This window comes from Dactylosporangium sp. NPDC000244, from assembly GCF_040300725.1.
Classification (GTDB): domain Bacteria; phylum Actinomycetota; class Actinomycetes; order Mycobacteriales; family Micromonosporaceae; genus Dactylosporangium.
On record NZ_JBEPEH010000035.1, the window covers coordinates 64,393 to 76,850 of the forward strand.

At 73.5% G+C, this 12,458-nt stretch carries 11 protein-coding genes; 6 read left to right on the forward strand and 5 right to left on the reverse strand.

Annotated features, from left to right (window positions below; all coding sequences use genetic code 11):
• Positions 1-888 (forward strand): aminotransferase class IV, encoded by an 888-nt coding sequence (locus ABT369_RS40790; RefSeq protein WP_350620795.1) that lies wholly within the window; start codon positions 1-3, stop codon positions 886-888.
• On the forward strand, positions 872-1,708 hold the full coding sequence (locus tag ABT369_RS40795; protein ID WP_350620797.1) for a sigma-70 family RNA polymerase sigma factor: 837 nt from the start codon (positions 872-874) through the stop codon (positions 1,706-1,708). The genes ABT369_RS40790 and ABT369_RS40795 overlap by 17 nt, the downstream gene beginning before the upstream one ends.
• Here the strand turns inward: ABT369_RS40795 and ABT369_RS40800 are convergent.
• Entirely contained in the window at positions 1,674-2,390 is a 717-nt protein-coding gene (locus tag ABT369_RS40800) for a sulfotransferase-like domain-containing protein (RefSeq protein ID WP_350620799.1), read from the reverse strand. The two genes, ABT369_RS40795 and ABT369_RS40800, sit on opposite strands and share 35 nt — an antisense overlap.
• A 199-nt stretch (positions 2,391-2,589) precedes the next feature.
• Between ABT369_RS40800 and ABT369_RS40805 the strand changes: the two genes are divergently transcribed.
• From ABT369_RS40805 to ABT369_RS40820, 4 genes are all read left to right on the forward strand, one after another.
• Positions 2,590-5,943, forward strand: a complete 3,354-nt coding sequence (locus ABT369_RS40805) for a type VII secretion EssC family protein (RefSeq protein WP_350620801.1) — start codon at positions 2,590-2,592, stop codon at positions 5,941-5,943.
• Positions 5,944-5,958: 15 nt separating this feature from the next.
• A complete protein-coding gene (era, locus tag ABT369_RS40810) occupies positions 5,959-6,852 on the forward strand; it encodes a GTPase Era (protein ID WP_350620803.1) in 894 nt (297 codons plus the stop codon).
• Between the two features lie 181 nt (positions 6,853-7,033).
• On the forward strand, positions 7,034-7,951 hold the full coding sequence (gene recO, locus ABT369_RS40815; RefSeq protein ID WP_350620805.1) for a DNA repair protein RecO: 918 nt from the start codon (positions 7,034-7,036) through the stop codon (positions 7,949-7,951).
• Positions 7,948-8,745, forward strand: coding sequence for an isoprenyl transferase (locus ABT369_RS40820; protein ID WP_350620807.1), 798 nt, complete (start codon positions 7,948-7,950; stop codon positions 8,743-8,745). The genes recO and ABT369_RS40820 overlap by 4 nt, the downstream gene beginning before the upstream one ends.
• Before the next feature lie 390 nt (positions 8,746-9,135).
• Here the strand turns inward: ABT369_RS40820 and ABT369_RS40825 are convergent, their stop codons facing one another.
• Genes ABT369_RS40825 through ABT369_RS40840 form a run of 4 tightly spaced genes read right to left on the reverse strand, consistent with a single transcriptional unit; the run spans position 9,136 to position 12,392 of the window.
• Positions 9,136-9,474, reverse strand: coding sequence for a cytidine deaminase-like protein (locus ABT369_RS40825; protein ID WP_350620809.1), 339 nt, complete (start codon positions 9,472-9,474; stop codon positions 9,136-9,138).
• A gap of 47 nt (positions 9,475-9,521) precedes the next feature.
• On the reverse strand, positions 9,522-10,844 hold the full coding sequence (locus ABT369_RS40830) for a hemolysin family protein (RefSeq protein ID WP_350620811.1): 1,323 nt from the start codon (positions 10,842-10,844) through the stop codon (positions 9,522-9,524).
• A gap of 4 nt (positions 10,845-10,848) precedes the next feature.
• Positions 10,849-11,304: an rRNA maturation RNase YbeY gene (gene ybeY, locus ABT369_RS40835; RefSeq protein ID WP_350620813.1), complete on the reverse strand. Its 456-nt coding sequence runs from the start codon at positions 11,302-11,304 to the stop codon at positions 10,849-10,851.
• Between the two features lie 14 nt (positions 11,305-11,318).
• Entirely contained in the window at positions 11,319-12,392 is a 1,074-nt protein-coding gene (locus ABT369_RS40840) for a PhoH family protein (protein ID WP_350620815.1), read from the reverse strand.
• Positions 12,393-12,458: the final 66 nt, after the last annotated feature.

Genomic DNA, 12,458 nt, shown 5'->3' on the forward strand with positions numbered 1-12,458 from the left:
ATGCTGCAGCGGTACGACGAACGCAACGCCGAGCTCAAGTACTGGGTCAACGGCACGCTCCGGCACCGGGACGAGCCGGGCATCTCCCCGTTCGACGCCGTCGTGCAGGGCGGCGACGCGGTGTGGGAGGGGCTGCGGCTGTACGACGGCGGCATCTACGGCCTGCACGAGCACCTGGCGCGGCTGCGGCGCTCGGCCGTCTCGCTCGGCTTCGAGGACGTCCCCGCCGACGCCGAGATCATCGCGGCCCTGCGCGAGACGCTGGCCGCCAACGACATGCGCGACGGGGTGCACGTCCGGCTCACGCTGACCCGCGGTGTGAAGGTCACCAGCGGCATGGACCCGCGGCTCAACCGCTCCGGCTGCACGCTGATCGTGCTCGCCGAGTTCAAGGCCCCCGTGTACGACACCGGCGGCCTCACCCTCGTGACCAGCAGCGTGCGCCGCCCCGCCCCGGACGTGCTCGACCCGCGCATCCACCACAACAACCTGCTCAACTCGATCCTGGCCAAGCTCGAGGCGAACGTGGCCGGGGCCGACGACGCGATGATGCTCGACGCGCGCGGGTTCGTCGCCGAGACCAACGCCACCCACCTGTTCGCGGTCGCCGGCGGCGAGCTGCTGACCCCGCGCGCGATCGCCTGCCCGGAGGGCATCACCCGCGACACCGTCCTGCGCATCGCGCCGCTGCCGGTGCGGGAGCGGGATCTGGCGCAGGTGGAGATGTACACCGCCGACGAGGTCTTCTGCACCGGCACCATGGGCGAGATCGCCGGCGTGGTCACCATCGACGGCCGCCCCGTCGGCGACGGCAAGGTCGGCCCGGTGACGCGGCAGATCGCGGAGCTGTACCGCGCCCACGCCCGCGCCCATGCCGTCGCCCTCTGAGTTCGAGGCGCTCGTCGGCCCGCTGCGGCCGCAGCTGCGCGCGCACTGCTACCGCATGCTCGGCAGCGTCCACGACGCCGACGACGCCGTGCAGGAGACCCTGCTGCGGGCCTGGAAGAGCGCCGGGCGCTACGACGCCGAGTCGGTGCGCCCGTGGGTGTTCACCATCGCGACCAACCGCTGCCTGACGATGCTCAAGGGCCGCCGGTCCGTGGAGTGGCCCGAGCCGCTGCCCACGCCGGCCGCGGAGGCGACCGTGGTCGCGCGCGAGGGCATCCAGCTCGCGTTCGTGGCCGCGCTCCAGCGCCTCACGCCCCGCCAGCGCGCGGTGCTGCTGCTGCGCAACCTGCTCGGCTACAGCGCGGCCGAGACGGCGCAGATGCTCGGCACCTCGGTCGCGTCCGTGAACAGTGCCCTGCAGCGGGCCAAGCGCGTCGAGCCGGTGGACGCCCCGCTCGACGACGAGGTCCGCGAGCAGGCGGCCCGCTACGCGCGGGCGTGGGAGTCCGGCGACCCCGACGCGATCATCGCGATGCTGACCGAGGACGCGCGCTACTCGATGCCGCCGCTGCCGGAGCGCTACACCGGCCGGGGCGCGATCCGGTCGTTCCTGCTCCGCGGGCCGCTGCGGACCGGCTGGCGGTTCCTGCCCACCAGCGCCAACGGGCAGCTCGCGTTCGGCACCTACCGCCTGGTCGACGGGGCCTGGGTGCCGAGCGGGCTCGACGTGCTGGACTTCCGCGGCGGGCTGGTGGCCGAGGTCGTGTCCTTCCTCGAGGCCGACCTCACCGCGTTCGGCCTGCCCGCAGCGCCACCGTAGCCAGCTCCTCGTACAGCGGCCGGGCCCGCGCCACGAGCGGCTCCAGGTGGGCGGGGACCTCGGCGGGCCGCGGGTCGTAGGGCGCGAAGCCGGTGGAGCGTTCGACGGCGGCGTACCAGTGCGGCGCCCACACCCCGTCCGTGTCGCGCCGCCCGGCCGGCCAGGCCAGCATCGCCGGGTCCCAGGCCAGGCCGAGCGCCGCGCACAGGGCGCCCAGCGTGCCGGCCGGGTCGCGGAGCACGTCGGCGGCGTCGACCACCGGGCCGCCGAACGCCCGGAAGATCTCGACCTGCTGCGGGTACCCGAGGTCCTCGAGCGTCGGCTCCCCCCGCACCTTGGCGTAGGACGCGACCACGTGGGCCGGGTCGCGGATCAGGAACGCGTTGCTCACCTCGGCCAGCCAGTCCCGCCCGATCATCGGCAGCAGGTGGTGGGTCATGTGCTTCTGGTAGAACACCGCGGCGTCCACGGGCGCGAGCAGCCCGGCGACCGCGTCCGGCCAGCGCCGCGGCTGGGAGCCGAGGATCGCCTCGCGGCCCGGATGGTCGAGCCCGGTCTCGGCCAGATAGTGCGCGTACAGCGGCTCGTCGACGACCACGGCGTCGGGCCGCGCGCCGAAACTGCGCATCATCGCCGTGGAGATGTTGCGGGGGCCTGACCACATCGCGACTCGCACCGTCATGGTCCAGGAGGGTAACCCACGTGCCGTTCCGCCCGTTTTACACGCGAATAGCACGAAATCCTGGCGCGCGTCGATGCGATCCACTCGGCGTCGCGGCGCTTACTGTCGAGGACGGAGCCTTACCGAGCGCCCGCCCCGCACCAGGCTTTCTTGGAGACCGACGACGAACCATGCTGCGCGGCAAGAAAGGGGCCGGTCGATGGACCTGCTGATCGACGTGCGAGTGGCGAGGCGCGACTCGGGCGCGACCCTGGACCGCACGGTCCGGCTGCGGGCCGACCCGGGTGGCGCGGTGGCCGACCTGATCGCCGCGCTGCTGGGCCTGCTCGACCCGGCCGAGCGGCCGCAGCAGACCACGTGGGCCTGGCTCGCGCGCACCGGCCGCCGCCTCGACCCGAACCGCCCGCTCGGCGACCAGGGGCTGCGCTGCGGCGACATGGTCCTGCTGGCCCCGCCCGAGCAGCGCCCCGAGCGGCCGCAGCGGGCCGAGGGCCACCGCTTCGAGCTGCTGGTGCTGGCCGGCCCGGACGCCGGGATCTGGGTGCCGCTGCCGCCGGGCGAGTTCGTCCTCGGCACCGACCCGGCCAGCGACCTCGTGCTCACCGACCCGACGGCCGGGCGGCGCCACCTGCACCTGGGCATCGGCAGCCACGAGGTGGCGGCCACGGACCTGCGCTCTCCGGGCGGCACCCGGCTGGACGGGGAGCCGCTGACCGGGACGGCGACGCTGACCGGCGGGCAGCTGCTGCGGCTCGGGGCCACGCTCGTCACGGTCGAGGAGGTCCCCGTGGAGGCGCCCGCGCCCAAGGGTCCCCCGCCGGCGGTGTGGCTGCCGGTCGTACCGCAGCCGCCCAAACGGCGTCGTCTGACGCTGCGCCGCCGGGCCGCCGATCCCGCCGCCGAGTTCGAGGCCGCCATGGAGCGGGCCGAGGCGGACGCGGCCATCAAGCATCGGGCCGTCGTGCAGGCGCGCCGGGCCGAGGCGCCCAGCGTGGCCCACCTGGCGCGGGCCGCCGACCGGCAGGAGAAGCCGGCCCGCCGCCCCGACGACCGGGACTTCCTCACGCTGCGGATCGCCACCGCCGACCAGCCGAGCCGGCTGCGCTTCGAGCAGGCGCCGACCACCGGGGACTTCGACCCCGCGCACACCGAACGGATCGGCGCGCTGCGGCAGCGGTACGCGACCGACCCCGACGTCCCCGTCGAGGCCGACCTGCGCACCCTCGGTGCCCTCGGCGCGCACGGCGACGAGGAGACCCGCCGGGCGGTGCTGCGCTCCTGGGTGGTGCAGCTGGCCACCCTCGCCGGCCCGAACGACCTGGCCCTGGTCGTGCTCGCCACCCCCGAGGAGGCCGAGCACTGGCGCTGGACCGGCTGGCTGCCGCACACCCGCACGCTGACCGCGGCCTTCGCGCCCGGCGCCCGCACCGTCGCGGCCCAGGAGGAAGACCGCCGGCGGGTGCTCGCCCTGGTCGAGGCGCTGCTGCGGCAGCGACGGCTGGGCCGGCACGCGATCGCCGAGCAGTTCGTCCCGCACGTGGTGGTGGTGCTTCCAGACGCCGATTCCGTACCGCCCGAGGCCCTCGCCCGCCTGGTCGAGGACGGTCCCCGGGGCGGGATCAGCCTGCTCACGGCGGCCGGGAGCGCCCGTGCGCTGCCGGCCGGGGTGGTGGCGCTGGAGGGCGACGGGATCGACGCGGCGGTCGCCGACCGGGTCGCGCACGCCCTGGCCGCCAACCGGGACGCGGCCGGCGGCGCGGCGCCGCGGATCGCGCCGCTCGGCGAGGTCCTCGGCCTCGGCGGGGAGCCGGCGCCGAGTGCGATCGTGAAGCGCTGGGTGCCGTCCACCCGCGACCGCGGCCTGGCCGCGCCGATCGGCTTCGGCGGCACCGGCCCGCTCGTGGTCGACCTGCGCCGCGACGGCCCCAACGGCATCGTCGTGGGCGCGCCGGGCTCGGGCCGGGCCTGGCTGCTGCGCTCCTACCTGGCCGCGCTGGCCGCGACCTACCCGGCCAACCGGCTCACCTTCGTGCTCGTGGACGCCGCCGGCACCACGTTCGCCGAGTGCGCCGACCTGCCGCACACCGTCGGGCTGTTCACCGGGGACGACGGCTACATGGCCCGGCGGATCCTGGTCTCGCTCGGCGCCGAGGTGCGCCGGCGGGAGGGGGTGCTGCGCCGGCACGGGGTCAAGGACATCGTCGAGATGGAGCGCAAGCACCCTGCCGCGGCCCCGGCCAACCTGCTCATCGTCGTCGCCGAGTTCACGACCGCGCCGCCCGAGTTCGTCACCGGGCTGCGGGAGCTCGCGCGGCGCGGGCGCTCGGCCGGAGTACACCTGCTGCTGTCCACGGCGTTTCCGCACGCCGCCGTCGACGACGACCTGCGCGCCGAGGCGCCGCTGCGCATCGCGCTGCGGGTCGAGGAGGAGCAGGACAGCCTGGAGGTGCTGGAGCGCCCCGACGCCGCCCATCTCTCCCCGCTGCTGCCCGGCCGCGCGTTCGTGCGCACGGTGACGTCGGACCCGGACGCGGTGCAGATCGCCTACGGCGGGGCCCGCTCCCCCGCCGACCGCTCGGCCGGCCCGACCCTGGTCACCGAGTGGCGCTTCGAGTCCGGCCTGCACACCCCGGTGCCCGACCTCGATGAGCCGGACGCCGCGATCCCCCTCCCCGCGCCGGCCCACGACGGCGAGGTCACCGACCTGCAGCGCCTGGTCGCGGCCATCACCGGGGCACACCGGGAGGCGCGGGTGCCCGACCAGCCCAAGGCCTGGCACGCCCCGCTGGACGCCGCCTACGACCTCGACGCGCTGCCGGAGCCGCCCGAGACCGGCCGCGACGCCTTCGCCGCGCCGATCGGGATGGTGGACCTGCCCAACTCCCAGGCGGTGCAGGTCTGGCCGCTGGACCTCGACGAGCTCGGGCACCTGCTGGTCTTCGGCCCGACCGGGGCGGGCAAGACGACGCTGCTGGACACGGTGGCGGCCGCGTTCGCCCGGCGCTACGACGCCGCGGCGCTGCGGGTGTACCGCGTCGACGGCACCGACGCCCCCGCGGCCGCGAAGCTGCTGGGCACCATCGGCGAGCTCGTGGCCGAGCGGGCCGCGAGCGCCGGGGACGACGAGCCCCGCGTCCTCGTCCTCGTCGACGGGCACGACCCGCTGCTCAACGAGGCGCTGACCGCGGTGGCCGCCGGCGGGAAGGCGGCCGGGGTGCACCTGGTGCTCGCGACCGAGCAGCGCAGCGCGGTGCCGACGTCGCTGTCGCGGCTGATGCCGGGGCGGATCGTGCTGCGCTCGGCCGGGCGCGGTGTGGTGGAGAGCACTGTGGAGCTGCAGATCGCCAGACGAGGTCGGCCAGCAGCCGCCGCTGCCGCCCGTCCGGGTGACTCTCCCGCGGTCGTGGCCCAGGCCGAAGCCGCGTCGCGTTCGGCCTCCACCGGGGCCGTCGGGCACGCCGAGCCGGCCACGCCGGCCGCGCCGGGCGGGAAAGCGAAGGGAAGGAGCACGACTCCTTCACAGCGCCCCCGCCAGTTGCAGCTGGAGGTCTGAGTACGCTGAACCATCGTGCAGCACAATCCTGGTGAGTACCGTGCGGGCTTCGCCTGCTTCGTCGGCCGTCCCAACGCCGGCAAGTCGACGCTGACCAACGCGATCGTCGGTCAGAAGATCGCGATCACGTCGCCGAAGCCCCAAACCACCCGCCACACCGTGCGCGGCGTGGTCCACCGGCCCGATTCGCAGCTCGTGCTCGTGGACACGCCCGGGCTGCACCGCCCGCGCACGCTGCTCGGCGAGCGCCTCAACGACCTCGTGCGCTCCACCTGGAGCGAGGTGGACGTGATCGGCCTGTGCCTGCCCGCCGACGAGGAGATCGGCCGCGGCGACCGGTTCATCAGCGGCGAGATCGCCGAGCTCAAGGCGACCCTCGTCGCGGTCGTGACGAAGACCGACCTGGTGGACCGCGCGACGCTGGCCAAGCGTCTGCTGGCCGTGCAGGAGCTCGGCGAGTTCGCCGACATCGTCCCGGTGAGCGCCGTCTCCGGCGAGCAGGTCCAGACCCTGGTCGACGTGATGATCTCGCACCTGCCCCGCTCGCCCCAGCTGTACCCGGACGGCATGCTCACCGACGAGCCCGAGCAGATCCTCATGGCCGAGCTCATCCGCGAGGCGGCCCTGGACGGGGTCCGCGACGAGCTGCCGCACTCGATCGCGGTGCTCGTCGAGGAGGTCCTGCCGGAGGACGGCCTGACCCGCATCTACGCCGACATCTACGTGGAGCGCTCCAGCCAGAAGGCGATCGTCCTCGGCCACCAGGCGAGCCGCCTCAAGGAGGTCGGCACCCGCGCCCGCCGCGAGATCGAGGACCTGATCGGCGGCCGGGTCTACCTCGACCTGCACGTGCGCGTGGCCAAGGACTGGCAGCGCGACCCGAAGCAGCTGCGCCGCCTGGGCTTCTGATGGCTCCGCGCTCTGCCCTCGTCGCGCCCGGCCCCGCACCGCGCTCCGCCCTCGTCGCGCCCGGCCCCGCACCGCGCTCCGCCCTCGTCGCGCCCGGCCCCGCACCGCGCTCCGCCCTCGTCGCACCCGGCCCCGCACCGCGCGTGGCGGGCGGCGCGGCGTTGCCCGAGGGCCGCCGCTGATGTCCGGGGGCGGCTCGGGTTTCCGGGGGAAGCTCTATCGCGACGACGCCGTCGTGCTGCGGGTGCAGAAGCTGGGCGAGTCGGACCGGATCATCACGCTGTTCACGCGGCACCACGGCCGTATCCGGGCCGTCGCGAAGGGCGTGCGCCGCACCACCTCGAAGTTCGGAGGGCGGCTGGAGCCGTTCGGGCATGTGGACGTACAGCTGCTGGAGGGTCGAAGCCTCGACGTGATCAGCCAGGTGGAGGGCGTCGACCTGTTCGGGCGGCGGTTCCTGGACGACTATTCGCGGTACACGGTGGCCAGCGCCATCGCCGAGACCGCCGAGCGCCTGACGCCCGTCGAGCAGGAGCCGTCGCTGCGGCTGTTCCAGCTGACCCTCGGCGCCCTGCGCGCGCTGGCCGTGGCCGAGCACGCGTGCAGCCTCGTGCTGGACGCGTACCTGCTGCGCGCCATGAGCTCGGCCGGCTGGGCCCCCGCGCTGCGCGAGTGCGCGGTGTGCGGCACGCCCGGCCCGCACCGCGGCTTCTCGATCGCGGCGGGCGGCGCGGTCTGCCCCGACTGCCGCCCGCCGGGCGCGGCCCACCCCGCCCCGGCGACGATCGACCTGATGGCAGCGCTGGTCGAGGGCGACTGGACGATCGCGGACAACGCGTCCCCGGTCCACCAGCGCGAGGCGAGCGGCCTGGTGGCGGCGCACCTGCAATGGCACCTGGAACGCTCCCTGCGCTCTCTACCCTTGGTCGATCGCGAGGAGCGCCGCCGGTTTCCCTCGCAACCGACCGGCCCCATTGCGCCGCCTACCCCGTTCGCCCCGGCCGGGCCGCTCGACGGGCCGGCCGGATCGCTCGCCCCGGTGGAGCCGCTCGACGGCTCGCCCGGACCCCTTGGTCACGCTGGAAAGGAACGTCCGTGAGCAGGAACTTCCGCCCGCCGTCCGCGCACCCCACCGGTGCCCGCCCGCCGGCGCTGCCGAAGGAGGCCGTGCCGCAGCACGTGGCGATCATCATGGACGGCAACGGCCGCTGGGCCAAGGATCGCGGCCTGCCCCGCACCGCGGGCCACACCGCCGGCGAGGCCGCCCTCTTCGACGTGATCGAGGGCGCGCTGGAACTCGGCGTCAAGTACGTCAGCGCCTACGCCTTCTCGACCGAGAACTGGAAGCGCTCCCCGGACGAGGTCCGCTTCCTCATGAACTTCAACCGCGACGTGATCCACCGCCGCCGCGACGAGTTCCACGAGATGGGCATCCGTGTCCGCTGGGCCGGCCGCCGCCCGAGGCTGTGGCGCTCGGTGATCAGCGAGCTCGAGTACGCCGAGCAGCTCACCCGCCACAACGACCTGCTCACGTTCACCATGTGCGTCAACTACGGCGGCCGCGCCGAGGTCGCCGACGCCGCGGCCCGCATCGCCGCGGACGTGAAGGCGGGCCGGCTGAAGGCCGACCGCATCACGGAGAAGACGTTCGCCCGCTACCTGGACGAGCCCGACCTGCCGGACGTGGACCTGATGATCCGCAGCTCGGGCGAGATGCGCACGTCGAACTTCATGATCTGGCAGGCCGCGTACGCCGAGTTCGTCTCGGTCGACGCCCTGTGGCCCGACTTCGATCGCCGCCACCTCTGGTACGCCTGCGAGGTCTACGCGAAGCGGGACCGGCGCTTCGGAGGGGCCATCCCGAACCCGGTGGTCCCGACTCTCACCACCTGAGCCGCTCCTACGACCTCGTTCTCCCGAAATGTCCGGCGTTGGCGCGCCGGACATTTCGGTTATTTCAGCATTTACCGGTCTGTGGGAGCCTGAGCGGAACCCGCACAGCACGGCACCAGCCGTTACATCGTGAAATAAGCGAAAAGTCCGATCGCGGAGCGTCGGACTTTTCGTAACAGCGTCAGGCGACCGCGAACCGGCGTTGCTCGGCCCTCAGTCGGTGACGGTGGCGAAGACCATCGCGTCCGGGCCGCCAAGCGGATCGGCGCCGCCCGGGTCTCAGTGGCGAAGAGGTCGCGTCCGGGCCGCTAAGCGGATCAGCGCCGCCGGAAAGGCGTCGCCCAGGTGGCGTCCGGGTCGCTAACCGCCGGCGAGGCGTCGCCCGGCCCCTCAGTCGGTGACGGTGGCGAAGACCGTCGCGTCCGGTGCCGCCAGGTGGATCGGCGCCGCCGGCGAGACGTCGCGCACCGCCGCATGGCCGAGCCCGTCCACCGTCGACGCCTCCGTCACCACCGCCGCCGCCTCCAGCTTCGTCGCGCCCGACGAGACCGCCGACGCCACCGCGAGCTGCAGAGCCGTGAGCGAGAGCGACGGCAGCGCGACGGAGGCGGCGTTGTACGTGCGCCCGTCCTGATCGCGAACCGCGGCCCCCTCGACCGCCCCGGTGCGGGCGCGCGCCGCGCGGGCCAGGGTCACCAGCTTGGCGTCCTCGGCGGACAGGTCAGACATCGGCGTGCTGCCTCTCGATGGTGTCGTGAACGGTCCGGGAAGAGGGCCTAGGCATCCGCGTGCTGCCGCTCGGACTCGTGACTGAGCTGGTCCTCGTCGTCGGGGTCGGCGCGGCGTACGAGCAGCGTGTCGATCCGGTTGCGCCGCCCGGCGGTCCCCTCGGCCACCAGCACCAGCCCGCCCACCACCGCGGTCGCGCCCGGGATCGGGACGCGCCCGAGGGCCTGGGCCAGCAGGCCGGCGACGGTCTCGACCTCGTCGGCGGGCAGCTCGACGTCGAAGACCTCACCGAGGTCCTCGATCGGCAGGCGGCTCGTGACGCGTACCGCCCCGTCCGGCAGCTCCTCGATCGGCGGCCGCTCAGCGACGTCGTACTCGTCGGTGATCTCCCCGACGATCTCTTCCAGGATGTCCTCGATGGTCACGAGCCCGGCCGTGCCGCCGTACTCGTCGATGATCACGGCCATGTGCGTGCGCGCGGCCTGCATCTCGCGGAGCAGGTCGTCGACCGGCTTGGACTCGGGCACGAAGGTCGCGTCGCGCATGACCTGCGCGACGGGCATCTCGCCCGCGCCGGTCTCGTTGCCGGCGGTGCGGCGCACGAGGTCCTTGAGGTACACGATGCCGAGCACGTCGTCGACGTTCTCGCCCACGACGGGGATGCGCGAGAAGCCGCTGCGCATCGCGAGCATCAGGCCCTGGCGCACGGTCTTGTGGGCCTCTATCCACACCATCTCGGTGCGCGGCACCATGACCTCGCGGGCGATGGTCGTGCCGAGCGCGAAGACGGAGTGGATCATGTCGCGCTCGCCGTGCTCGACGACGCCGCGCTGCTCGGCCAGGTCCACGAGCTCGCGCAGCTCGATGGTGGTGGCGAACGGGCCCTCGCGGTACCCCTTGCCGGGCGTCACCGCGTTGCCGATGAGGATCAGCAGCCGGGCGAGCGGGCCCAGGGCCGTGCCGAGCCAGCGCACCGGCGGGGCGGCGAAGCGGGCGACGTGGTACGCGTGCTGGCGCCCCATCGTCCGCGGGGCCACACCCACGACGACGAAGCTGATGACGGTCATGACGCCGGCCGTGATCAGCGCGGCGAGCCAGTCCCGGTGCCCGCCGACGGCCGCCGCGGTCTCCAGCGCCACGAGCGTGGTCGCGGTCAGCTCACAGAGGAGCCTCAGGAGCAACAACAGGTTGATGTACCGCGCCGGATCCGCCGCGATCACCTCGAGCGCCCCGGAGCCGGGCTTGTTCTCCCGGGCCAGTTCGTGCGCGCGAGCGGGCGAGACGACATTCAGCGCTGCATCGGTCATCGCGAACAGCCCCGCGAGGACCACGAGTCCGGCCGCAGTTGTCAGCAGTGTGACATCGCTCACGGATTCACGACTTTCGCCAGCTCTCCAGCAGTCTCGCCTGGAGGCCGAACATCTCGGCCTCCTCCTCGGGCTCGGCGTGGTCGTAGCCGAGCAGGTGCAGGATGCCGTGCACGGTCAGCAGGGCCAGCTCGTCGATCGCCGCGTGCCCGGCGGCGGCGGCCTGCTTGGCGGCCACCTCCGGGCAGAGCACGATGTCGCCGAGCAGCGCCGGCTCGCCGGCGCCCTCCCCGGGCCCGTGGTCGACGCTGCCCTCGTCCATCGGGAAGGCCAGCACGTCCGTGGGTCCGTCGCCGTCCATCCAGCGGTGGTTGAGCTCCGTCATGTACTCCACGTCGACGCACAGGATCGACAGCTCGGCGAGGGGGTGGACCCCCATCTCGTCGAGGGCGTGTCGCGCCACCGCGAGAATGGTGTCGGAGTTGACGTCGACGCCGGACTCGTTGGCGATCTCGATGGACAACAGCGCTCCCGTGGCTATCTGCGTCGCCCGGGCCGGCCGCCCTGTGCGGCGCGATCCGGGACGGCGCGCACCGGCTGCTGAGCCTCCTGCGCTTCGTCCCAGCGGGCGTAGGCGTCGACGATGTCACTGACCAGCCGGTGGCGCACGACGTCGGCGCTGCCGAGCTGGGCGAAGTGGACATCCTCGACGCCGTCGAGGATCTCACGGACGACCCGGAGACCGGAGCGGGTCCCCCCGGGTAGATCGACCTGGGTCACGTCACCGGTCACGACGATCCGCGAGCCGAAGCCGAGCCGGGTCAGGAACATCTTCATCTGCTCGGGCGTGGTGTTCTGGGCCTCGTCCAGGATGATGAAGGCGTCGTTGAGCGTCCGGCCGCGCATGTACGCCAGCGGCGCCACCTCGATCGTCCCGGCGGCCATCAGCTTCGGGATGGACTCCGGGTCGATCATGTCGTGCAGGGCGTCGTAGAGCGGGCGCAGATACGGGTCGATCTTGTCGTAGAGCGTGCCGGGCAGGAAGCCCAGCCGCTCGCCGGCCTCGACCGCGGGCCGGGTCAGGATGATCCGGTTGACCTGCTTGGCCTGCAGCGCCTGGACGGCCTTCGCCATGGCCAGGTAGGTCTTGCCGGTGCCGGCCGGGCCGATGCCGAACACGATCGTGTGCTGGTCGATCGAGTCGACGTAGCGCTTCTGGCCCAGCGTCTTCGGCCGGATGGTGCGGCCGCGCCGGGAGAGGATGTTGAGGGTCAGCACCTCGGCCGGGCGCTCGGTGGTGTTCTGCTGCAGCATGCCGACGGTGCGCCGGACGGTGTCCGGGGTGAGGGTCTCGCCCTTGCGCACCAGTTCGATGAGCTCGCTGAAGATGCGCTCGGCCATGGCGTTGTCCGCGGCCGCGCCGGTGATGGTGATCTCGTTGCCCCGCACGTGCACATCGCTGCTGACCGACCGCTCGACGAGCTTGAGGATCTCGTCGCCGGCCCCGAGCAGCCTGACCATGACGTGCGGGTCGGGAACGGTGATCTTGCTGATGGCCCGCACGGGCTGCTCCGACGTTGCTGCCGGCACGGGGTTTGGGGTCTCGGTCATACCTTGGCCGCGTTGGGCCTCTAGCACCTGCTTCCGGGCTCGCTCCAGCCTGGGCTCATGTCCAGG

Bases quoted from the DNA above. Each gene is read 5' to 3' on its own strand.
- ABT369_RS40790 (WP_350620795.1), top strand. From the start codon at position 1: ATGCTGCAGCGGTACGACGAACGCAACGCCGAGCTCAAGTACTGGGTC.
- ABT369_RS40795 (WP_350620797.1), top strand. From the start codon at position 872: ATGCCGTCGCCCTCTGAGTTCGAGGCGCTCGTCGGCCCGCTGCGGCCG.
- ABT369_RS40800 (WP_350620799.1), bottom strand. From the start codon at position 2,390: ATGACGGTGCGAGTCGCGATGTGGTCAGGCCCCCGCAACATCTCCACG.
- ABT369_RS40805 (WP_350620801.1), top strand. From the start codon at position 2,590: ATGGACCTGCTGATCGACGTGCGAGTGGCGAGGCGCGACTCGGGCGCG.
- recO (WP_350620805.1), top strand. From the start codon at position 7,034: ATGTCCGGGGGCGGCTCGGGTTTCCGGGGGAAGCTCTATCGCGACGAC.
- ABT369_RS40825 (WP_350620809.1), bottom strand. From the start codon at position 9,474: ATGTCTGACCTGTCCGCCGAGGACGCCAAGCTGGTGACCCTGGCCCGC.
- ABT369_RS40840 (WP_350620815.1), bottom strand. From the start codon at position 12,392: ATGACCGAGACCCCAAACCCCGTGCCGGCAGCAACGTCGGAGCAGCCC.